The 22699-nt window shown below is 70.6% G+C and carries 18 protein-coding genes; 15 read left to right on the forward strand and 3 right to left on the reverse strand.

The window, feature by feature from the left end; translation table 11 throughout:
• The first annotated feature begins 113 nt into the window (after positions 1–113).
• Positions 114–326 carry a DUF397 domain-containing protein gene (locus ACYVDG_RS16945; RefSeq protein WP_460753061.1) on the forward strand — a complete coding sequence of 71 codons (213 nt, stop codon included), beginning with the start codon at positions 114–116 and terminating at the stop codon, positions 324–326.
• Between the two features lie 7 nt (positions 327–333).
• Here ACYVDG_RS16945 and fxsT read toward each other — a convergent pair whose 3' ends face one another.
• Both fxsT and ACYVDG_RS16955 read right to left on the reverse strand, forming a co-directional pair.
• Positions 334–2883: an FxSxx-COOH system tetratricopeptide repeat protein gene (gene fxsT / locus ACYVDG_RS16950; protein WP_460753064.1), complete on the reverse strand. Its 2550-nt coding sequence runs from the start codon at positions 2881–2883 to the stop codon at positions 334–336.
• 510 nt (positions 2884–3393) lie between these two features.
• Positions 3394–3573: a hypothetical protein gene (locus ACYVDG_RS16955; RefSeq protein WP_460753067.1), complete on the reverse strand. Its 180-nt coding sequence runs from the start codon at positions 3571–3573 to the stop codon at positions 3394–3396.
• A gap of 152 nt (positions 3574–3725) precedes the next feature.
• Between ACYVDG_RS16955 and ACYVDG_RS16960 the strand changes: the two genes are divergently transcribed.
• The 6 genes from ACYVDG_RS16960 (at position 3726) to ACYVDG_RS16985 (ending at position 10604) form a co-directional block, all read left to right on the forward strand.
• Complete coding sequence (locus ACYVDG_RS16960; protein ID WP_460753072.1) at positions 3726–4454, forward strand: FadR/GntR family transcriptional regulator; 729 nt, start codon at positions 3726–3728, stop codon at positions 4452–4454.
• Positions 4455–4737: 283 nt separating this feature from the next.
• Entirely contained in the window at positions 4738–6306 is a 1569-nt protein-coding gene (gene putP / locus ACYVDG_RS16965) for a sodium/proline symporter PutP (protein WP_460753077.1), read from the forward strand.
• Positions 6307–6446: 140 nt separating this feature from the next.
• Positions 6447–7031: a putative glycolipid-binding domain-containing protein gene (locus tag ACYVDG_RS16970; protein WP_460753081.1), complete on the forward strand. Its 585-nt coding sequence runs from the start codon at positions 6447–6449 to the stop codon at positions 7029–7031.
• Positions 7032–7155: 124 nt separating this feature from the next.
• The gene (gene nadE, locus ACYVDG_RS16975; protein ID WP_460753084.1) at positions 7156–7986 is read left to right on the forward strand and encodes an ammonia-dependent NAD(+) synthetase; all 831 of its coding nucleotides are present in this window, start codon (positions 7156–7158) and stop codon (positions 7984–7986) included.
• Positions 7987–8296: 310 nt separating this feature from the next.
• The gene (locus ACYVDG_RS16980; RefSeq protein WP_460753088.1) at positions 8297–9670 is read left to right on the forward strand and encodes an acyltransferase family protein; all 1374 of its coding nucleotides are present in this window, start codon (positions 8297–8299) and stop codon (positions 9668–9670) included.
• Between the two features lie 91 nt (positions 9671–9761).
• Positions 9762–10604 (forward strand): alpha/beta fold hydrolase, encoded by an 843-nt coding sequence (locus ACYVDG_RS16985; RefSeq protein WP_460753092.1) that lies wholly within the window; start codon positions 9762–9764, stop codon positions 10602–10604.
• 30 nt (positions 10605–10634) lie between these two features.
• Here the strand turns inward: ACYVDG_RS16985 and ACYVDG_RS16990 are convergent, their stop codons facing one another.
• Positions 10635–11465 carry an SDR family oxidoreductase gene (locus tag ACYVDG_RS16990; RefSeq protein WP_460753096.1) on the reverse strand — a complete coding sequence of 277 codons (831 nt, stop codon included), beginning with the start codon at positions 11463–11465 and terminating at the stop codon, positions 10635–10637.
• A 126-nt stretch (positions 11466–11591) separates the two neighbouring features.
• Between ACYVDG_RS16990 and ACYVDG_RS16995 the strand changes: the two genes are divergently transcribed.
• From ACYVDG_RS16995 to ACYVDG_RS17030, 8 genes are all read left to right on the forward strand, one after another.
• On the forward strand, positions 11592–12866 hold the full coding sequence (locus ACYVDG_RS16995) for an AGE family epimerase/isomerase (RefSeq protein WP_460753100.1): 1275 nt from the start codon (positions 11592–11594) through the stop codon (positions 12864–12866).
• A gap of 41 nt (positions 12867–12907) precedes the next feature.
• Positions 12908–13894, forward strand: coding sequence for a carbohydrate kinase family protein (locus ACYVDG_RS17000; protein WP_460753167.1), 987 nt, complete (start codon positions 12908–12910; stop codon positions 13892–13894).
• 372 nt (positions 13895–14266) lie between these two features.
• The gene (locus tag ACYVDG_RS17005; RefSeq protein WP_460753104.1) at positions 14267–17083 is read left to right on the forward strand and encodes an AAA family ATPase; all 2817 of its coding nucleotides are present in this window, start codon (positions 14267–14269) and stop codon (positions 17081–17083) included.
• Positions 17084–17185: 102 nt separating this feature from the next.
• Complete coding sequence (locus ACYVDG_RS17010; protein ID WP_460753107.1) at positions 17186–18040, forward strand: ABC transporter ATP-binding protein; 855 nt, start codon at positions 17186–17188, stop codon at positions 18038–18040.
• Positions 18037–18801 carry an ABC transporter ATP-binding protein gene (locus ACYVDG_RS17015; RefSeq protein WP_460753111.1) on the forward strand — a complete coding sequence of 255 codons (765 nt, stop codon included), beginning with the start codon at positions 18037–18039 and terminating at the stop codon, positions 18799–18801. Before ACYVDG_RS17010 ends, ACYVDG_RS17015 begins: the two co-directional genes overlap by 4 nt.
• A gap of 11 nt (positions 18802–18812) precedes the next feature.
• Entirely contained in the window at positions 18813–19664 is an 852-nt protein-coding gene (locus tag ACYVDG_RS17020; protein ID WP_460753114.1) for a branched-chain amino acid ABC transporter permease, read from the forward strand.
• A 6-nt stretch (positions 19665–19670) separates the two neighbouring features.
• Positions 19671–20765 (forward strand): branched-chain amino acid ABC transporter permease, encoded by a 1095-nt coding sequence (locus tag ACYVDG_RS17025; protein WP_460753118.1) that lies wholly within the window; start codon positions 19671–19673, stop codon positions 20763–20765.
• A gap of 29 nt (positions 20766–20794) precedes the next feature.
• On the forward strand, positions 20795–22120 hold the full coding sequence (locus tag ACYVDG_RS17030; protein WP_460753121.1) for an ABC transporter substrate-binding protein: 1326 nt from the start codon (positions 20795–20797) through the stop codon (positions 22118–22120).
• Positions 22121–22699 lie beyond the last annotated feature (579 nt).

The following is a 22699-nucleotide window of genomic DNA, read 5'->3' on the forward strand; positions in this document are numbered from 1 at the left end:
CCCGCGCGAGGGGCTCCCAACAGCAGTTCAGCACCGTGCTGCCATCAGTGGTGCCCACCTCCCGCGCGGCGGAACATCCACAGGTCAACGCAGACTAAGATCAGGACACCAACATGCTTGAAGCGCGCACGGGGGAATCACAGGCCTTCTTCGGCCGGTGGCGGAAGTCGCATTACTCCTACGACATCGGGACGTGCTGTGAGGTGCTCAACCTGACGTCGGGGGAATCGTTTTTCCGGGACTCAGTGCACCCCGAGGACGCGCAGCTCAAGTTCGACAACCGTGAGTGGACCACCTTTCTCGCGCTTTCCAAGGGAAGCCGCTGACGTTTCTTCACAGGGCCGCTAGCGGGAACACGTCGCAGTCCTGTCGTGCGAACGAGGACATGGACGCCGTCGCGGGGTGGCGGGTGCCGTAGCACCGGGCAAACACCTCGCGCAGTTCCGCCCATTCCGCGTGCACGTCCTCGCCCACGGCACGCCGGCTGACCAGATGGTTCCGGCGTGCCGTCAGCAAGAGCGGATGGTCAGCGGGCAGCCGGTGACGGCAGTCCGCCTCCGTCAGTGACTCCAGGTTGCTCGCCTCCTGGAAGCGGTCCAGGTTGTACAGGTCGGTGGCTACGTTCAGCGCGGCGGGCAGGGTGCTGAAGGAACCGGGGCCGTAGATCCGCAGCATGCGCTCCAGCCCTTCCTGGTCGAGCTTGAGCGCTTCGGTGTACCGTCCGGCGGCGCGCATGACGGTGCCCATGCTGAGTCTGGCTGTCGCCGGGAACGGGTGCTCGGCCGGGTAGCGCTCATCTACCGGGCGCGCCAGCCGGTCCACCTCCAGGACCGCCTCCCCGACACGGTCCGCCGCCGCCAAGGTCACCATGTGGACGACCCGGCAGTACAGCACCTGACGGACGGTCGGCGGGTGCCTGCGCAAGTACAGCTCCCGGGCGCGTTCGGACGTCGCCAAGGCCCGTCCCGTGTCGCTGAGCCTGCGGTGGACCACGGAAAGGATCATCATCGCCTGGAGTGCGTGCGGGCTGTCCGGTTCGGCCGCTACCGTGAAGCGCTCCATGCACTCCTCGATCCGGTCCCTCGCTTCCACCAACCGGCCCAGCATGATCAGGTTCAGGCCGACGGACACGCCGGTACGCAGGGTCTGGACGTTGTTGGCGCCCAGCAGGGACCGGCGTCCTTCCAGGGTGTGCAGGTCGAGGGCGAGCGCCTCCTCGAACCGGCCCTGCTCCTGGAGGTTCTGCCGGTAGTCGTGCGCGGCCTCCAAGGTCTGCGGGCCGGACTCGGTGTGCTGCCGGGAGCGGTGCTCCAGGATCCGCCGGAAGTTCCGGCCGGCCTCCTCGAACCGGGCCAGGCCGCTCAGCGCGATGGCGACCGCCCGGAGTGACTCCATGGAGTCGTCGCTGTCGGGCCCCTCCCGGGCCACTTGCTCGGCGTGGATCTCCTGGGCCTCGGCGAGCGCGCTCACGTACTCCCCGTGGACACGCCGGATCTTGTTGCGCCGCAGCCGGGCGTGCAGGAGCAGATTGGGGTCGTCGGTCCAGGCGTTGGCCGCTTGGCCGGTGAGGCTGGTGGCGCTGGTGTAGTTGCCGACCTCGGTGAGGAAGTCGATGACGTTGAGAATCGTGGCGCGGACCTGCGGGTCCCGGCTGGACCAGGCCTGCGACGCCTTCACGTGCGCGTACAACAGCAGGTACGTGGTGCGGTGTGCCGGGTCGGTGGGCCCCGACGGGTCGTTCTGGGCCAGGATCAGGTGGGCCATGCTGCGGTAGCGCGCCCGCTCCTCCAGCGAGAGCGAGTCGCGGACCACGGCCTGGAACAGTTCGTGCAGCTGGAAGGTGTCCCGCTCGTGGTCGAAGTAGGCCAGGTTGTGCCGGTTCATGTACTCCAGGACCCGCCCGAGCCGGTCATCGTCGCCCAAGGGGTGCGGCCGTTCCGGGGCCGGATCCGGCCCGTGCGTTCGGGAGAACAGGATGCGGGGGAGCGGTCTCGGTGCGAAGAAGGCGCAGAGCCGGATGAGCTCCAGCACCATGGGACCGGTCTCGCGCTCGTCGGCGCCCTTCGCCAGGTGCTCGGACTGGATACCCCAGGCCACCCGGAGCGGGGCGGTGTGGTCGTCGTCCGCCCCCATGTACCAGACGATCTCGTCGTAGCGCTCCTGGAAGAGCTCCAGGTAGTCGTGGGTGGGCATGGTGGACTCCCGGAGGAACGCACCGACCTGGCCGAGCACGAGGGGAAGGTGCTCGAGCAGCTCGCCGAGGTGTTCCCCGTGGCCCGGCGTGCTCAGCCGCTCGGGGCACACCCTGCGCAGCAGGGACAGGCTCTCGGCGTTGGTCAGCCGGGGGACGACCTGCCCGTCGAACCTGCGGCCGGTCGGGTTCCGGGGCTGCCACCGGTGGTCCCGGGAGGTGACGAGGATGCGTCCCCCGCTGTCCGGGAAGTAGTCGGCGGCCAGGGTCTCTACGTCTGCGACGTCGTCGAAGACCAGCAGCCAGTTGCCCAGCGCGGGGTCTTCGGCGAGCGCCCGGCACACGGTGTGGACGGTGCGGGGCACGTGTTCGTAGGAGACCGGAAGCCCGATGTGCTCCGCCAGGCGCAGGTAGGCGCGGTGCGTGTCGATGTCGGTGGCCGCGGGGATCCACCAGATGAGGTCGTAGTGCCCGGCGTAGCGGTGCGCGTACTCCGCGGCGATGTGGCTCTTGCCGACACCGCTTCCGCCGCCGATCAGGAAGCGGGATCCGGGACGGGAGCCGAGGGCGTCGTGAATCTGTTCCAGGATGACCTCGCGCCCGGTGAAGTTCGGGTTGGCGCGGGGAACCCCGCCGATCACCGGAAGGCGTGCTGGGTCCCTCCGGAGGGGACGGCTGGCTCCGGTCGTCATCGGTCCACCAGCTTTCTCGTGTGGCGGTGAGGTTGGACCCGGGTCCGCGGGCCCTTACGGAAGACCGTTTACCTGAGACTCTCGGACGGTCGCGAGCTGCGCACGGTGGTGTGGACGGCCGGGCAGGGCCGCGAGGAGGAGCCGCCGCTGTTCAGGGCGGGTGCCTGCCACAGGGCTGCTGTGGGCGGAGACCGGCGGTGCGGGGGCGTGCGGGAACCTCGCGCGGGATCCGACGGCCGCGCGGTGGGAAGAGCGGGCGCGAGCGCCGCGGCACCGGTGCGTTCATGGTGTTGTTCCCATGCCTCGGGTGTCCTACCCCAGGGGAGGGGAGGATCGAGTTTCCCGCGGGCGGCGCACGGGGCCGGCTACGGGTGTTTTAAGGCTAGGTTCTGCCGCCGCGCCGTGTCGATAGTCGTCCACTGCCTGTGGATACACGGATACGCGACCGTTGCCGAAGTGCGTGCCAGGTGGGGAGGGAGTGGTTCCTGTGGGTGGTGGGGAGCCCGGGATTCAGTCCTCGGCCGGTTCCGGACGGTCCGGCTCGTAGTTGCGCGTCATCATCGAGTTGCACTTCGTGCACAGGTGTCGGGCCGACCCGGGTGACGAGGGCCGCCAGTCGTGTTCCCCGCGGGGACAGATCCCCGACGGTCCGATGCTGCGGGCTCCGATGGCGGCGGGCTGAGCGTCCATGCGGCAACGGTAGCCGTCGGCACCCCATCCCCACCACCCGCGGGCCCACCGCCCGTTCCCCACCGCCCGCTGGCCCGCCGTTCCGAAACAGCCCGTAACGGAGGATCGGACTTTTCCCGGCGAGTCGGCCGAACACGCCCTAAGCTGGCCCCGTGGTTTCAGCCAGCGACCCCGCGGCCGAGGCGGTCTTCCGTCCGGTCCGGGCGGGCAACGCCCTGGAGGTGACGGTCGAGCGCCTGATGTGCGCCATCAGGCTCGGTGTCGTCCCTGCGGGAGCCCGCTTCCCGGCCGAACGCGACCTGGCCCGCCGCTTGGGCGTCAGCCGTATCACCCTGCGCGAGGCGATCCGTGTCCTGCAGCGCCGGGGCTACGTTGTGTCCCGCCGCGGCCGCCGCGGCGGCACCTTCGTCTCCGACGTCCCGCCGCGCCCCACGCCCGAGGAGGCACGGCGCGACCTCACCGCCAACGGGACAGCCCTCGAGGACCTGCTCGCCTACCGGCGCGGCCTGGAGACGGGAGCGGTCGTCCGACTGGCCGAGACCGGACTCACCGGTGAGCAGGAGGCCCTGCTGGGCCAGCGCGTGGACACGGCCGCCGACGCCTGTCCCGCCGACTACCGGCGCTGCGACACCGTCCTGCACATCACCTTGGCCCAGTTGACGGGGTCGGCACAGATGACCGCCGCCCTCACGGACGCGCGGATGCGGATCAACCGCCTCATGGACGCCGTACCCCTGCCCGAAGGCGGATTCGCGGCCAGTGACGCGCAGCACCGGGAGATCGTCCGGGCGGTCAGGGAACGCGATCCCGAGGCGGCACGACAGGCCCTGGGCACACACCTGGCCGCCGCGGAGAGTCGGCTGAGGGGCCTGATCGGCTGAAAGCTCCGCGCCCGTAGCCCGAGCGCCGGTACCCCCTGCGCGGCGGGTGGGGCGACGACCCGATCACCGGACCCCGCGTATGTCCGATCCGGCAAACGGGACACCACGGTGATGGCCAACCGGGCAATCGTGGCTGTTCAAAGACTCGGGGAGGTCTCGAACCGGTGTTGTTCCGCGCACAGGGCATTGTGGTGCGGGCTACCAAGGATGATGATCAGCCTGTTCCGCGCACACAACGCATGACGGTCCGCCGTCGGCGACCTTCAGGGAAAGGAGCGGACGGTTGGACGTCGACACCACCGGTTCGATCGTAACCTTCTCGATCTACCTCGGGCTCATGGTCGTCATGGCCCTCTACTTTTACACCCGTACGCAGTCGCAGGCCGACTTCGTACTGGGCGGCCGCAGACTCGGCAGCTTCGTCACCGCTCTGAGCGCCAACGCGAGCGACTTCAGCGGGTGGCTCCTCCTGGGGCTCCCCGGTGCCATCTACGTGTCCGGCCTAAGCGCGGCCTGGATCCCGGTCGGTCTGGCCTCCGGCTTCCTCGGCAGTTGGATCCTGCTTGCGCCCCGCCTGCGCGTCTACACCGAGCGCGTCACCGACTCCCTCAAAGGCGGCGAGTCCGACTCGCTCACCCTCTCCGCCTTCCTGGAGAACCGCTTCAGCGACCGCACCCGCCTGCTCCGCGCAGTCTCCGCAGTACTGATCATCGTCTTCTACTTCTTCTACGTCGCCTCCGGGATGACGGGGATGGTGTTGCTGTTCGACCAGGTCTTCGGCCTGAACCGCGAGCTTGCCGTGCTCATCGGCCTCGGAATCGTCGTCGCCTACACGGTCATCGGCGGCTACCTCGCGGTCTCCGTGACCGATGTCGTGCAGGCCATGATGATGTGGACGGCCCTGCTCGTCGTGCCCGTCTTCGCCGTCAGCCTCCTGGGCGGCCTCGGAGAGGTCACCGACGGCATCACCGCGCAAGGCGACGCGCTCCTGTCCGGGTTCGGCGGTACCGAACTCGCCGACGGAGCCTGGGTGTCCACCGAAACCATCGGCTGGGTCGTCGTCATCTCCGGGCTGGCCTGGGGCTTCGGTTACTTCGGCCAGCCGCACATCCTCGCCCGCTACATGGGTATCCGCTCGCTGAGGGACATTCCGATGGCGGCGACCATCAGTGTCACCTGGGCGATCACCGCGATGTCGCTCGCGGTGGCGGTCGGCCTCGTCGGTATCGCGTACTTCGAGTCCCCGCTGGAGGACCCTGAGCAGGTCTTCCCCCAACTCATCGACGCCCTGATGAACCCGTGGGTCGCGGGCCTCCTGATGGCCGCCATCCTGGCCGCCATCATGAGCACCGCCGACTCCCAGCTGCTGGTCGCCGCCTCCGCGCTCACCGAGGACGGCTACAAGGCTTTCGTCAACAAGGACGCCGACCCCAAGAACCTCATGTGGATCAGCCGCGCCACCGTCGTGGTCGTAGCCGTGGTGGCCGCCCTCGTGTCGCTGTACGGCGACCAGTCCGTCATGGAACTGGTGGGCTACGCCTGGGCCGGGTTCGGTGCCGGCTTCGGCCCGGTACTGGTCTTCGCCGTGTTCTGGAAGCGCATGACCTGGACGGGCGCTCTCGCCGGTATGGTCGCGGGCGCCGGCACCGCCATCATCTGGGACGTCCTCGACGAGGCCTACTTCGGGATCGGCCTGTACGCCATGGTTCCGGCCATCGCGCTCAGCGTCGTCGCCATCTTTGTCTTTAACGGCCTGGGCAGGGTCAGTGAGCAGATGGAGCAGGACTTCGACCGCATGGAGGCCGAGGTCAAGGCCGGCGGTCGGGACGAGGAGGCCAACCCCGCGACCTGACCCCGCTCCGAAGTGCACCTGGCCCACCTCGGTCGCGGACCACAGTCCCTGTAACGAACGGTTTCCGGGCCCGTGTCGCGTGCGGCACGGGCCAGTCCTCGCTCTGGCGCCGGTACTGCCCCGAACGGTAGAACGGTGACATGTCGTCACTGACGGAACACCCGGCAGCCTGGACCCGTACCGACGTCCCCGAAGGGTTGGGGCTCGGCACGCTGCTTCCCGAGCCCGGCGGCCACCGGCTGGAGGCGGGGGAGACCGTGGTGGTGGGGGAGGAACGCTTCTTCACGCGCTTCACCGTCCGCACGGACCTGGCGTGGACGACCCGGGAGGTCCGCGCCGAGGTGCTCTCCGCTTCAGGACTGGAGGCGGTCACCCTTCAAGCAAAGGGCGGCCACTGGTCCGACGCGGACGGCCGCCCCCTGGCCGAGCTGGTCGGCTGCCTCGACGTCGACGTCGCCGCCACCCCCCTCACGAATACCCTCCCGATCCGCCGGCTCGGTTTGCGGCCCGGTGAGTACCGGGACATCGCGGTGGCGTGGATCGACATCCCCTCCCTGCGGATCCGCCGCGTCCGCCAGCGGTACACCCGGCACCCCGCCGAGGGCGGACTGGAGCGCTACACCTACCGGGACCCCCTCCACGGTGAGTACCGGATGTCCGTGGACGGCGAGGGGCTCGTGGTGGACTACGAACGGTTCGCCCGCCGCCTGCGCCCGGACGCCTGACCCCGCTGCCCGCACGTACGCGCACTCCGCCGGGCTCCTCCGGGCCCGCTTCGATCCGGGTAGTCTGGCGCCCTCCCGCGTAGGTCGAAAACGGGGGAGCCGGAACCATACGCAGGGAGCGCACGTGACCGAGACCGAGCTCAGCCAGGAGCGCCGCGAGATCATCCGCGACCTCGAAGTCCCTGAGCACTTCGACATCGGATCCGAGATCGAGCGCCGCGCAGCGTTCCTTGCCGAGAGACTCACCACCACCGGTGCCCGCGCCCTGGTCCTGGGAGTCAGCGGCGGTGTGGACTCGCTCACCGCCGGTCGGCTGTGCCGCCTCGCCGTCGACCGGGCCCGCGCGTCCGGGCACGACGCCGAATTCGTTGCCATGCGCCTGCCCTACGGGGCGCAGAAGGACGAGGAGGACGCGGCCCGGTCCGTGGAGTTCACCGCCCCCGACCGCTGCCTGACCGTGGACGTCCGTGCGGCCACCGACGCCATGGCTGCCTCGCTCACGGCCTCGGGCATGACCTACACCGACGCCGCCGCGGAGGACTTCGTGGTCGGCAACGTCAAGGCCCGGCAGCGGATGATCGCCCAGTACGCGGTCGCGGGCGGGCTCCGCGGCCTCGTTGTCGGTACCGACCACGCCGCTGAGGCGGTCACCGGCTTCTTCACCAAGTACGGTGACGGCGGGGCCGACCTGGTGCCGCTGACCGGTCTGACCAAGCGCCGGGTGCGCGCGATCGCCGCTGAGACGGGTGCACCGGAGGCCCTGGTGAACAAGGTGCCGACGGCCGACCTCGAGTCGCTCACACCGCAGAAGCCCGACGAGGAGGCCCTGGGTCTCACCTATGATCAGATCGACGACTTCCTCGAAGGCCTCGAGGTCTCCGACCACGTGGCCCGGATCCTCGTCGACCGCTACCGCGCAACAGCCCACAAGCGCGCACTCCCCACCGCTCCCTGACACCCACCAGGGCTTCGGTACCCTTCCGTCCGCCCGTTTCCAGCAGGGAGCGGTAGTGCTGGCACCACCTTCCACGGTTGGGCAGGCCGTCGGGCTGAGAGGGGCCCCAACGCCATAGCCGCCGCCCCACCGGCGCGCCTAAGGTCGTTACCAACGACGCGTCACCGTCTCAGGATTCGCACCGGCAGGAGCCCGCATCAAGGGGCCCGCGCCGGGACGTGACGACACCCCCTGATTCCCGGTCGAACCGCGGTACCGCCATGTGCCAAGTGGACCCTGAGATTCGGGAAAGACCAAGGAGCGACCAGCGATGACACTGACTATCGGGCCGGACGGCGCGGCCAAGCGCTCGGGCGGCGTCACCCGCGCCACCGCACCGGTACGCGCCGTGTCCCTGCCCCAACCGGGCGCGGGGCGTGACCGCTTCCTCGACGTGCTGCGCCTGTTCGTCATGGTCCTGGTGGTCGTCCAGCACTGGTGGCTGCCGGTGCTGAGCGTGCAGTCCGAGGGAGACCTCGCGGCGAGCAGCGTCCTGAGCACACCGGGCGGTTTCGCGCTGACCTGGGTCTCGCAGGTGATGCCGCTGATCTTCTTCGTGGGCGGCGCGGCCAACCTGATCAGCTGGCGCGCGGCGTCGGCCCGGGGCGGGACCGCCACGGTCTGGTGGGCCAAGCGGCTCCGGCGGCTGGCCTGGCCGGTGGTGCCCCTGGCGGTGGTGTGGATCGTGGCCTGCCACTTGATGGCGCTGGGCGGCGCACCCGAGCAGCCCGTGCTGGTCGGCGCGGGCGCCGCGGGCATGGTGCTGTGGTTCCTTGCCGTCTACGTACTGCTGGTCGTGGCGACGCCGATGCTGGTGGCCGCGCAGGACCGGTTCGGCTGGTGGGTCCCGGCCGGCCTGCTCGCCGGTGCCGTGGTCGTCGACCTGGCCAGGTTCGGGTTCGGTGTGGAGGCGTTCGGCTACCTGAACGTGGCCTTCGTCTGGCTGGCCGTGCACCAGCTGGGCTTCCGCTACGCGACGGGTGCGATCCGCGGTACCCACGCGCTGTGGATGGTCGGCGTCGGCGGGGTCACCGCCGTGGCCCTGGTCACGGCGGGCCCCTACTCGGTGAACATGACCGGCGTCTTCGCCGCCGAGACCTCGAACGTGTCCCCGCCGACCCTGGTGCTGGCGGCGCTGGGCGCCGTGCAGGTCGGCATCGCGATGCTGCTGCGTGACCGGATCGCCGCGTGGTCGGACCGCCCAGGCCCGGCGAGGATGCTGGACCGGGTCTCCCCGCAGCTGATGACGGTGTACCTCTGGCACATGCTGCCGATCAGCGTGGTCGCCGGTGCCCTGGTGTACGGGTTGGGCATCTACACCCCCGAGCCGATGACCGGCCTGTGGCTCCTGTGGGGCGTGCTCGGAGTGGCGGTCCTGCTCCCGTTGCTCGTGCCCCTGGCCCACTGGGCGGTGCGTTTCGAGGATCCGCCGAAGGTCCTGAAGGGCGACCCGGGAATGCTGCGCGTGCTGGCCGCGGCCGCGCTGATCGGTGGCGGGCTGCTGGTCCTGACCGTGGCCGGGCTCGGCTTCAGCCCGGCGCCGGTCCTGGGTCTGGGGGCGGTGGTGTCGGGGCTGCTGCTCACCTCGGCCCCGCGTTCCTCCGCCCGGTCCAGGGCGGCCGTGCTCGTGGCCGACCGGGGCTGACCACGGGGCCCGAGGCGCGGACCCACGGTTGGGTCGAGCCTTTCCAACGGCCCGTGATGACGGGGCGGTGAACGGCGGGTAGACCGGAGGAATGGACCCAAGAAGCATCGCTTTCGACCGGCGGGGCAGCGGCCGAACGGCCGTCCTCCTGCACGGGCTCGGTGACCGTCGGCAGTGCTGGCGGGCCGTGGTGCCCAGGCTGGCCGACGAATACGAGGTCGTCACCGTGGACCTGCCCGGGTTCGGGGCGTCGCCCGCCCCGGACCGTGAAGAGCCCTACGACGTGCACAGCCTCGTGCGGGTGGTCAGGGAGTTCTGCGCGTTCCACGGGTTCGAGCGCCCGCATCTCGTAGGTAACTCCCTGGGCGGCTCTATCGCCCTGGAACTCGGGGCGCAGGGCCTGGCCGGCTCGGTGACGGTGTTCTCCCCGGCCGGGTTCTCCGACAAGGTCGGGCGATGGGGGATCCGCGCGGTGGGTATGGCGGCCAACCTGGCCACACGCGTCCCGATGCCGCTCAAGGAGCGACTCGCCGACACACCGCCGGCGCGGGCCGCGGCCCGGATCGCTCTGCGCGGGAACCCTTCCTCTCCCGAGGCCAAGGCCGCGCGGTTCAGCGTTCGGGAACTCGACCCCGGAGCACCCTTCGTGCGCCTGGTGTCGAAGGTCGCGGACTACGACTTCGCCCCGCGCCCGATCTCCTGCCCGGTCACGATCGCGTGGGGCGACCGCGACCGGACCCTCCTTCCGTCCAGCGCCGTCCACGCGCACCAGCGGGTGCCCAACGCGCGCATGGTGTCGCTCCTCGGTTCCGGGCACATCCCGATGGCCGACGATCCGGGCACGGTCGCCGAGCACATCCGGTGGACCTGCCGCGCCGCCGACCGGGCGCCGCGCGTCACCGACGCGCTCGGCTCCGTCCCTCAGGAGGGGTGAGAGCCCGTCCGAGGCGACCGGTGGCCCGGCTCACCCGAAGCCGCCGTCGGTGCTGATCACCTGTCCGGTGACCCAGCGGGCCTCGTCTGTGGTCAGCCAGGACAGTAGCCGGGCGGGGTCGTCGGTCTCACCCACGCGGCCGAGCATGAACATGGGGACCACGCGGTTCATGAGCTCCTCGTCGATGTACCCGGTCTGTACCGGGCCGGGGTTGACCGCGTTGACGGTGATGCCTTTCGGTCCCAGCTCGGCCGCGATGGTCGGGGTGATCTGGGCTAGTACCGCCTTGGCGGAGGCGTAGGCGACCTCGCCGGGCATGGGCCCGTTCATCTGTCCCGAGGTCAGGAAGAGCACACGGCCGCCGGGGCGGCCGTCGTGCCGTTCGGCGAACGCCTTGGCCAGCAGGATCGGCGCGCGGGCGTCAACGGCCCAGTGCCCGTCCAGCATCTCGGAGGTGACCTCCGCCAGGGCGGCGTCGCCGCCGTTGCGGGCGTGGTTGGCGACCAGGATGTCCAGGTGGCCGAACTCGTCGACGGCGGCGGACACGATCCGTTCCGGTTCTTCGGGGTCGGCCAGGTCGGCGCTGAGGTGGGCCACGCGCGCCTCCGGGTCACCGAGCGCCTCCCGCACTCCCTCGAGTACCCCGTCTAAGCCGTCGCTGCCCCAGGGCTGCTCCGCGTCGTGCGGCCGGTAGTGGTGGACCACCACGGAGGCCCCGTAGGCGGCGAGGCGTCGTGCGGTCGCGTAGCCGATCCCGCCTCGGCGGCTGGCCCCGGTGACGAGCGCGGTCCGGCCCCGCAGCGGCAGGGGGTCGCGGGCCAGCTCCTCGGGGCTTCCCCTGTTGGTGCCGGGGTGGCTCATGTCGATCGGCCTCTCGTGTCGGTCTCGGCCCCGAGGGCGGCGTCCAGGGGCGCCGCACGGTCTTTCCCGGGGTGGAGGGTGCGGGATAACGTTACGCGCGGAACAACTCCCCGAGGAGGCACTGGTTTGACCCCATCGACACATCCGGTCCCGGGCGACCCCGCGTGGCTGAAAGCGGAGGAGCGGCGCCTGGTCGACTTCGCCGCCGGTTCCGTCGTCCCCGACGGCTTCGGCTGGCTGGACGCCAAGGGCGGTGTGGAGACCGGCCGCACGACCGAAACCTGGATCACCGCGCGCATGACGCACGTGTTCTCCCTGGCGCATCTGCGCGGTGACGGGGATGCCGGGGCCCTCGCCGACCACGGTCTGGCCGCCCTTTCCGGGCCGCTGCGCGACGCCGACCGGGGCGGCTGGTTCGACGAGGTGCCAGAAGGCGGAAAGGCGACCGCTCTACGGGAGCGCTCCCAAAGGCTGCCGGACAAGTCCGCCTACCCGCATTCGTTCGTGGTACTCGCCGCGTCCAGCGCCTCCCTCGCCGATCGGCCCGGTGCCCGGGAACTCCTCGACGAGGCCTTGGGCGTGATCGACGAGCGGTTCTGGGAGCGTTCGGCGGCCTGCGTCCGGGAGAGCTGGGACGCCGACTGGACCGTCACCGAGCCCTACCGGGGGGCCAACAGCGCCATGCACTGCGTGGAGGCCTTCCTCGCCGCGGCCGACGCCACCGGCGACACCCTCTGGACCCGCCGGGCCCTGGACATCACCGAACGCCTGATCCACGGGGTGGCCGCAGCCCACGACTGGCGCCTGCCGGAGCACTTCACCCCGGAATGGGAGCCCGTCCCGGACTACAACAGGGAACGGCCGGACCACCCCTTCCGGCCGTTCGGCAGCACCACCGGCCACCTCCTGGAGTGGGCTCGGCTCCTGGTCCACCTCGAACTCGCCCTGGAGCGTGCCGGGGAACAGGCACCCGCCTGGCTGCTCACCGACGCCGAACTCCTCTTCGACAACGCCGTCCGCCGCGGCTGGCACACCGACGGGGCCGAAGGGTTCGTCTACACCCTGGACTGGGAGGACCGGCCGGTCGTCCGCCAGCGCATGCACTGGGTCTCCGCCGAGGCCACTATGGCCGCGTGGGCGCTGGCCCGGCGCACCGGGAACGGCGCCTACACGGAGCACTACGACCGATGGTGGTCCTACGCGGACCGGTTCCACGTGGACCGGGAACTCGGTAGCTGGCGCCACGAACTCGCCCCGGACAACAGCCCTTCGGGGGCGGTGTGGTCGGGCAAGCCGGACGTCTACCACGCCTACCAGGCCACGCTCCTGCCCCAGGCCGGGTTCTCGACCTCGATCGCGGCCGCCCTACAGCCCGCGCCCCAGACCGGAGGAACGAAGTGAGCGACCAAGCACCCCGGCTCGTCGTGGTCGGGGAGAACGTGATGGACCTGCTGCCCACCCGGCACGGCCCCGACGTCCTGCGGGCCGCGCCCGGAGGCGGTCCGGCCAACACTGCGGTGGCCGCCACCCGGCTCGGCCTGCCGACCCGCCTGCTCGCCCGGATCGGCTCCGACGGTTTCGGAGAGCTCATCCGGGACCGACTCCTCGCCGAAGGGCTGGATCCTTCGGGGCTGGTCGCCGCGGGAGAACCGTCGGCGCTGGCCCTGGCGACGCTGGCCGCGGACGGTTCGGCCCGCTACGACTTCCGCATGGACGACGCCGCCGACTGGCGCTGGTTGCCGGGTGAGTTGCCGGACGTCCTGGAACCCGAGGTCAAGGCCCTGCACGCGGCGTCGATCGCGCTGTTCCGGGAGCCCGGGGCCGCCAAGATCGAGGCGATGCTGCGGCGCGAGCACAGTCGGGGGGAGGTGACCGTCACACTGGACCCCAATATCCGGGAGGACGTGATCGGCGACCCGCCCACCGCTCGGGGGGTGGCGCTGCGCCACGCCGCCCAGGCGCACGTGGTCAAGGCCAGCGACGAGGACTTGGCCTACCTCTACCCCGGACTCTCACCGGAGGGTGCCGCGCACTCCCTCGCCGCCCTCGGTCCGGCACTGGTCGTGGTCACCCGCGGCGGGGACGGCTCGTTCGCCCTGTCCCACGGGGTAGCGGCCTCGGTCCCTGCCCCGGATGCGGAGGTCGTCGACACCGTGGGTGCGGGGGACTCCTTCATGGGTGCCCTCCTGCGGAGGCTGGACCTGGACGGCCGCCTGGGGGACTCCCCTCGGGAGCGCCTGACGGGGCTCACCGAGGCCGACCTCGAGAACCTGCTGGCCTACGCGGCCGCGGCGGCCGCGTACACGGTCACCCGCGAGGGCGCCGACCCGCCCACGGAACGGGAACTGCGCGCACGGACCGCCGACCGCGGATCCTCCCTCGGAGCCGACCGCGGTGCCGACCGGCAGGAGGAACGGGCCGGAAGCTAACTTGGCCCTCGGCGGCAGCGCCCTGAAGAGGAAGAGAAGCTACCTCTTGAGTAAAATGTCGTCTTTGTCGGTTACGCGGGTGAGGTGTTCCCCGCACGTTACGTCTTGATAACTGCGAGAGGGTGCGGAACCCGGGTGTGAAGAGCTTTCAGTGGCCTCTTGGCGAGTGAGTGGAGTCACATTCCGTGGCGCAGGAATCCCAGGTGAACACCGGGTTCCGCGGCCCTCCGCGGCGCTCGTGGAGGCATCCCCAAACCCCGCCGAACCCCTCGCACGCGTACCCCGTGCGAGTCCGTGCGGGCATCGGTGAAACCACCAGTGTGCCCCCACAGACCTGCCGTAACGGGGCGGCGCTGTGAAACTGTGAGCATCATGACAGGCAGGTACACAGAGCCCCAGAGCACACGCCTCCGGGGCCGGGACGCTGAACAGCGGATCCTCGCCGACGCCCTAGGCGACGCGAGGTCCGCGCGCGGCGCGTCCGTACTCCTCTCAGGTGGCCCGGGCCGCGGAAAGAGCACCCTCCTCGAACACGCCCGTAACACCGCAAGTGGTTTCACCGTCCTCCACGTCGGCGGTGTCGCCGACGAAGCCGACTTCCCCTTCTCCGGACTCCACCGCCTCCTCCTCCCCGTGGAGTCCGTGCTCTCCCGGCTCCCCGAGGCCCGCAGGTCCCTTCTGCGCACCGCGCTCACCCAGGGCGGTGTCGCCGATGCCGACCGCTTCGCCCTCTACACCGCACTCCTCGAACTCCTCTCCTTCCTCGGTGCGGACCGGCCCCTCCTGCTCTGCGTGGACGACGCCGACCTGCTCGACGGCGCCTCCCTCGACGCACTGGCCTTCGTGGCCCGCCGCGTCACCGGTACCCCCGTCGCCGCGGTGTTCGCCGCACGGGAGGGCCGCGGCAAACCCCGGGACCACCGGCGGGCCGAACCGGAGGACGGCTCCGAAACCTCCCTCGTCCCCGGGGTGGCCGTGCACACCCTCCACCCGTTGGAGGACCGCGCGGTACACGACGTCCTCACCGACCGGGCCCCCGCCCATCTCGCCTCCGCGGTTCGCTCCGCACTGGTCCGTGCCGCCCACGGCAACCCCGCCGCGGTCCTCGGCTTCCTGGATGCCCTGACCGCCGCGCAGGTCCAAGGCGAGCGGCCCCTCCCCGAGCAGCTGCCCCTCACCGTCCGCCTGCGCTCGGCCCTGCTCGCCCCCCACCGCGCACTGCCCGAGGACGCCCGTCACCTCCTCCTGCTGAGCGCCCTGGCCGCGGACCACGGAACGCACCTCCTGCTCGACGCGGCGGGAGATACGGGCGCGTCCCTGTCCGTGTCCACCTTGGAACCCGCAGAGGAGCGCGGCCTGGTGCGGGTGGACGGCGACGCCGTGGTCTTCACCGACCCGCTCCTGCGCGAGGCCATCATCCAGGGCACCCCCGCGGGCCGCCTGCGCGAGGCCCACCGCGCCCTGGCCGGCGTCACCGACCGCGAGTACTCACCGGTCGAGTTCGGCCGACACACCGCCTGCGGGGCCGAAGCCCCCGACGAGGCGCTCGCCGACGACGTCGCGAAGGCCGCCCGGCGGGCCAAACGCCTGGAAGGGCCGCTCCCGGCCTCCCACACCAACGAGCGCGCCGCGGCGCTCACCCCCGACCAGGACGAGCGCACCTGCCGCCTCGCCACCGCTTCCTTCGAGGCCTATGTCGCGGGCGAGTCCGGGCGCGCCGCCCGGCTGCTGGAACGGGCCCGCCCGCTTGCCGTCTCGGACCGCCGCCAGGCCACCGTCGCCCTTATCGAGGCCGAGTTCGAGATGCGGGACTCCAACGCGATCGACACGGCGGAGCGGCTCCTGGAAATCGGCAAGGACCTGATCCCGCACGACCGGAACCTCGCCCTGCGCGCGCTCGTCCGCTCCGCCGACAGCGCCTCGTTCGCCGGTGATCCGGTCCGCCACGGCCGGGCGTCCGAACTCGCCGTCCCCCTGGTCCGGCCGGACGACCCGGCCTCGATGCGGCTGATCGCGGCTTTCCTGGACGGGTGCACCATCTCCTTCCGGGGCGACTACGTGAACTCCACCCCGCTGCTGCGCGAAGCGGTCCGGCTGTCGTACGAGATGACCGCGCCATCAGAGATGGTGTGGGCGGGCATCTGCGGTCTACGGCTGGGTGACGCCCCCTACGTCCGCACCATCACCACGCGCGCAGTCGAGGCGGCCCGCTACCGCGGCGAGCTCGCCTTCGTCCCGTCGGCCCAGGCGTTCCTCGTCTTCTCCGAGTTCTGGAGCGGCCGCTTCCCGTCCGCGGCGGGCACCGCCCTGTCCGGCCTGCGCGCCTCCCGAGAGTCCGGCCAGTCCATCTGGGCCACCCAGAACCTGGCGTCGCTGGCGATGATCGCCGCGATCCAGGGCGACGTCGACACCTGCCGGATCCGGGCGCGCGCGGTCACCGCCCAAGCGGGCGAGAACAGCCTCGGGCTGCCCTCGGCCCTGGCCGCCTGGGCGCTGGCCGTCCTGGAACTCTCGCGCGGCAACGCGGCCGAGGCCTTCTTCCGGCTGCGCTCCCTGGTGCACGCGGGGCCCGGGCACGGCCACCCCACTATGCGCCTGCTCACGGCACCGCACTTCGTGGAGGCCGCCGTCCGCATGGGTGAGACCGAGTGGGCCCGCGCCTCCCTGGCCGGGTACCGCCGCTGGGCCGAGGCCGTGGACAGTCCGAGCACGCTGGCCCTGGCCGCGCGCGGGGACGGCCTCCTCGCCGGCGGAGACGACGCGGCGGACCACTTCGAGACCGCGCTGGCCCTGCACCGGGCCTGCGGAGACGACGACGTCGAACACGCACGCACCCAGCTGCTCTTCGGCGCTTTCCTGCGGCGGGCCCGCCTACCCGGACGGGCTCGCGAGCACCTGTACAACGCGCTCGAGACCTTCGAGCGCTTCGGTGCCCGGCTGTGGGTCAGACAGACCCGTGCCGAGCTGCGCGCCATCGGTACCGCCGAGCGCAGCCCCGACCCTCCGTCCGAGGGCGAGCTGACCGCTCAGCAGCAGCAGATCGCCCGGCTGGTGGCGGAGGGTGCGACCAACCGGGAGGTGGCCGCGCACATGTTCATCAGCCCGCGCACCGTGGAGCACCACCTGCGCGGCATCTTCCGCAAGCTCAACATCAGGTCCCGGGTGGACCTGGCCCGCCTCCTCAACTGAAACTCCCCCTGAGGGGACCGGACGCGATGGCGCGGACGGGCAACCATGTCATACCAACCAGTCGGTACGGGTCTTCTGGTCGCAACCGCGAGAAAGGCAGTCATGACAACGACCGCACCGGAGCATCTCCTGAGAGCGGACGGGGTGACCGTGCGCTTCGGAGGCCTCACCGCGCTCGACAACGTCGGGCTCCAGGTCGAACCGGGATCCGTTGTCGGCCTCATCGGCCCCAACGGAGCGGGTAAGACGACGCTCTTCAACGTCCTGTCCGGCATCCTGCACCCCACCACCGGATCCATCTACTGGAAGGGCGAGGCCCCGCCCGGACGCCGCGCCCACCACCTGGCCAAGGCCGGGATCGCCCGCACCTTCCAAGGCCTCAACCTCTTCCCGCTGATGCCGGTCATCTGGAACGTCATGGTCGGCGCCGACCGCACCGCCAAAGGTGGGTCGTTCTCGCTGATCAGCGGCTTGGGCAAGCATCACCGTGACGAGCAGGAACTCAAACTGCGCGCCATGGCGACCCTGGAGCGGTTCGGCATCGCCGAGTACGCGCTCCGCCTGCCCGGCACCCTGCCCTACGGCGTGCAGAAGCAGGTCGCCCTCGCCCGTGCCTGCGTCGGCCAGCCCGAGCTCCTGCTCCTGGACGAACCGGCCAGCGGGCTGTCCGGCCAGCAGATGGACACACTCGCCCAACAGATCCGCGGCTTCAGCCAGGACATGGCGGTCGTGCTCGTGGAACACCACATGGACCTGGTCATGGAGGTCTGCGACCACATCGTCGTACTCAACTTCGGCAAGGTCATCTCCAGCGGGACACCGGAGGAGGTCCAGGCCGACCCCGCCGTCACCCAGGCCTACCTCGGCACTCCCGCCACCGACGGTCCCTCCGACGGGAGCCCGGTCGTCGTCGACCTCGCAAACGGCAACGGCAACGGGAACGGAGCCGCCCGATGAGCAGTGAAACCCTGGACAACCGGGCCCGGAGCAACGGGTCGGCGAAAGGCGAGACGCTGCTCAGCGTCGAGAACCTCAGCGCCTCCTACGGACCCATCAAAGCCCTCGACGAAGTCTCCCTCAACATCCCAGAGCAGGGGCTGTGCGCCGTGCTCGGCGCCAACGGCGCGGGCAAGAGCACGCTGCTCCGGACGCTCACCGGGCTGCACCGCGCGAGTTCGGGCCGGGTCCTGCTCGCCGGGGAGGACATCACCCGCCTGCCCGTGGAGAGGGTCATCACCCGCGGACTCGCCCACGTCCCCGAGGGCGGTGGCGTGATCGTCGAGCTCACCGTGGAGGAGAACCTGCGCCTGGGCGCCCTGTGGCGCTCCGACCGGCGCGACCGCACCACGTTCGACGAGGTCATGGACCTCTTTCCGCCCCTGGTGGAACGGCGCGGCAAGACCGCCAGCACCCTCTCCGGGGGTGAGCGCCAGATGCTCGCGATCGGCCGCGCGCTCATGGCCCGGCCCAAGGTGCTGCTCCTGGACGAACCCTCGCTCGGACTCGCGCCCATGATCACCAAGCAGATCTTCACGCTGCTGCGCGACCTGCGGGACCGTACCGGCCTCACCGTCGTGCTCGTCGAGCAGAACGCCGCCGGTGCCCTGTCCGTCACGGACCACGGCTACGTCCTCAACCAGGGAAGCATCGCCGCGGAGGGCCCCTCCGAAGGACTCCTGGCCGACGACCGCACGCGCCACGCCTACCTCGGCTTCTGAGGGAGACCGCCATGAACTACTTCATCACCCTGACCCTCAACGGGTTGGCGTCCGGGGCGGCCTACGCCGCGCTGGCGCTCTCCCTGGTCATCATCTACCAAGCGACCCGGCTGGTGAACTTCGCCCAGCCCGCCCTCGCTCTGCTGTCGGTGTACACCGCCTACACGGTCACCCAGCTCACCGGTTCCTACTGGATCGGCTTCGCCGCGGCCCTCGCCACGGGTCTGCTCGTCGGCTCGTTCGTGGAACGCGTGGTCGTCCGGCCGATCGCCCGCAAGTCCCAGCTCAACGCCATCATCGTGACCCTCGGCCTCCTCTTGGTGGTCCAGGGCGGGGTCGGCATGATCTGGGGCAACGAACAGCACGGCCTCGGCTACGCGTTCAGTTACGTGGGCCGGTTCTCACCCGCGGACGTGTTCGCCTTGGCCGCCGTGGCCGTGGCCGCCCTCCTGGTCTTCGCCCTGTACCGGTTCACGCCGCTCGGACTGCGAATGCGTGCCGCCGCCTTCCATCCGGAGGCCGCGCGGCTCAGCGGTGTGAAGGTCGGCCTGATGCTCACCGCCGGATGGGGCATCGCCTCCCTCATCGGCGCACTCGCGGGCATGCTCGCCGGGCCGCCGTTCATCTACCCGAACGTCTTCGACGTCGTGTTCGTCTTCGGTATCACCGCGGCGGTGGTCGGCGGCCTGGACAACCCCTTCGGCGCCATCGTCGGGGGACTGCTCATCGGCCTGGGCGGGTCGTACGTGTCCGGTTACGCCGGGCCCGAACTGGCGACCCTCTCCGCCCTCGCCATCGTCGTCATCGTCCTGAGCGTGCGCCCCGACGGCATCCTGTCCCGACCGACCGCGCGAAAGGTGTAGCCAGTCATGACCTCGCCCACCAGACAGCGCGAAGAGCGCTCCAGCACCTCCGGGGCCGGGGCGGCACCGCCCCGGATTCCGAAGACCTCCCGTTGGGCCTCGCTGCCCCTGCCCGCGCGGCACCTGATCCTGGCCGCGCTGGGACTGGCCGCCGTCACCGGGCTGCTGTCCGTGACCGGCGACCTCACCGCGCTCCGGGTCGCCGCCATCGGCTACACGATGCTCGCCATCGCCGGACTGCAGCTGCTCGTCGGCGGCTCAGGCCAGGTCTCCCTCGGGCACGGCGCGTTCATGATGATCGGCGCGTACGCGATGGCGCTGCTCGTCCTGCACCAGCCCGCACTGCCGCTCGCCGCCAACCTGGGCATCATCGTCCTGGTATCCATCGTGGCGGGTATCGCGGTCGGCGCGGCCACCGCCCGCCTGCACGGGCCCTACCTCGCCGGTGCCACGCTCATCCTCGCCGTCGGACTGCCCGGGCTCACGCACCGCTACCACGACTTTCTCGGCGGCAGCAACGGCCTGAACATCCGCACCGCCGGCGCCCCGCCCTTCCTCGACGGCATCGTCACCACCAGCGAGTGGCGGGCCCTGGTCGTGTGGACCACGGTCGTCATCGGTCTGGCCGTGCTCGCCACGATCTCCGCCGGACGCCTCGGACGCCGTATGCGGGCCATCCGCGACGACGAGACCGCCGCCGCGATGGCGGGCATCCCGGTCGGCAAGACCAAGGTCGTGGCCTTCGTCATCGCGTCCACCGCGGGCGGCCTGGCCGGCGGTCTCCAGGCCTACGTGCTGGGCAACGTCACGCCCAGCAGCTTCACCCTGGTGCTTTCCCTGACCCTGCTCGCCGCCCTCGTCCTCGGCGGGATCGGCAGTCTGTGGGGTGCCCTGTGGGCCGCGATCGCCATTGTCTACCTGGAGATCTGGGCCACCGATCTGGCCCGCGCCATGAACCTGACCCGGGACGCCGAGAACAACCTGCCCATCGTGTTCTTCGGCGTCGTGCTCATCCTCGTCCTGCGCTTCTGGCCCTTGGGAATCCACGGCGCGCTCCAAAGCATCAGAGACCGGCTCAGAGGACGCGGCACCTCCTCTTGACCCACACCCCCCCAGTTAAGGAGAAAACCATGCGCACACGCAGTGGAACACGGGGCCTCCTGGCCACAGGACTCGCCCTGGCCTTGCTGGCCACCGCCTGCACCGGTGCAGGCGAGGCCGGAGACGGCGCCGACACCGACCTGGACGTTTCACCGGGCGTCACCGACGACAGTGTCGTCATCGGAACCCACCAGCCCCTGACCGGGCCCGCAGCGCCCGGATACCTCGCGGTCTCCCAGGGGGCGAGTGCGGTGTTCGAGTACGTCAACGCCCAAGGCGGTGTGAACGGCCGGGAGATCGACTTCCGGGTCGAGGACGACATGTACGACCCATCCCAGACCATCGACGTCACACGCGAACTGGTCATCGAGGACGAGATCTTCGCGATGATGGGAGGGTTGGGCACACCCACGCACAGCGGTGTCCTCGACTACCTCAACGACGAGGGCGTCCCCGACATCTTCCCGTCCTCAGGGGCTCTGGCCTGGAACAACCCGGAGGAGCACCCGCTCACCTACGGTTGGCAGACCGACTACACCAAGGAAGCGAAGATCCAGGGCGAGTACATCGCCGAGCACTTCGCCGGGGACAGCGTCGGTTACCTGTACCAGAACGACGACATCGGCGAGGACTCCCAAGCCGGGCTCGACCAGTACCTCAGTGACGAGGTCGTCGCCCGCGAACACTACGAGTCCGAGGTCACCGACCTGAGCTCGCAGATGGCCGAGATGGACGACGCCGACGCCGATGTGGTCGTGTGCTCCTGCATCCCGGCGTTCGCCGCCCTGGGGATGCTGGAGGCCGCCCGGATCGGCTACGAACCCCAGTGGGTGATCTCCAGCATCGGCGGTGACACCGCGACACTCCAGGGGCTCCTCGCCGAGTTCTCGGAGGACACCGACGCCGAGGATGTCCCGGCCGACGCCTTCCTCGACGGCGCGATCGTCACGAGTTACATGCCCCGCGTGGAGGACGAGGACGACGAGTGGGCGCAGCACTTCCTGTCGATCTACGAGGAGCACGGCGACGACGACATGCCCACCAACACGACCATGTTCGGCATGACCCAGGCCGTCATGTTCGCCCAGGTGCTCAAGTCCGCGGGTGAGGACCTCACCCGCCAGTCGCTGATCGACGCCCTTGAGGAGCAGGAGTGGCAGGGGCCCGGTTTCACGCCCTTCGCCTCCAGCGATGGTGACCACGGCGGCCACGAAGGCGTGTACGTCGTCCAGTATGAGTCGGGCGGCGACATCGACATGGTCCAGGGTCCGCGGGTGACCGACCGAGAGGGAGGCCCCATCGAGGAGGTCGACTTCGAGCGGCTCAGCCCCGAGGAGCTGCCCTTCCACGACTAGGTCGTTGACGGGTCGTACGGAGCACATCTGAACCCGCCTGAGCGCGGGAAAGGGCGTCCAGGACAGTCGTGAAGACTGGACTGGGCGCCCTTCTCAGTGCACTCGACGTGACGTGGACACGTGCACGATGCTTCCGCGAGCGCATGCGGGCCTGGTCTGATCCGGTGGAGGGTAGGGCGGCAGGCGGAGTGCGGAGCCGGTCGAGGTGACGGAGGGTGGTGCCGGTGCGTCAAGTGCGTCAAGTGCGCCAAGCGCGACAGGCGCGACAGGCGCGACAGGCGGTAGGTGAGTGGTGGGGGTCCACGTCGCGCTGGTAGGCGGGTGAGGGGAGCGTTCCCCGCCGTGCCGGTAGGCGGATGGAGGGTGCGTTCCCGCCGTGCTGGTGGGTGGGGGTCCCCGTCGTGCCGGTGGGTGGGTGAGGGGAGCGTTCCCCGCCGCTGTGTCACCGTGAGCGCCACGCTTCGCGCGTCAAGACCGTACGTCCCCGCACCGCTGGGGGTGCGCTCCACCGTCGGCCCACTGCGCCGCGAGGACACGCGACCGGACGGACACACAAGGGCGGCGGGCCGGAGGGAACTC

The sequence above is a fragment of the Nocardiopsis oceani genome (assembly GCF_054777395.1).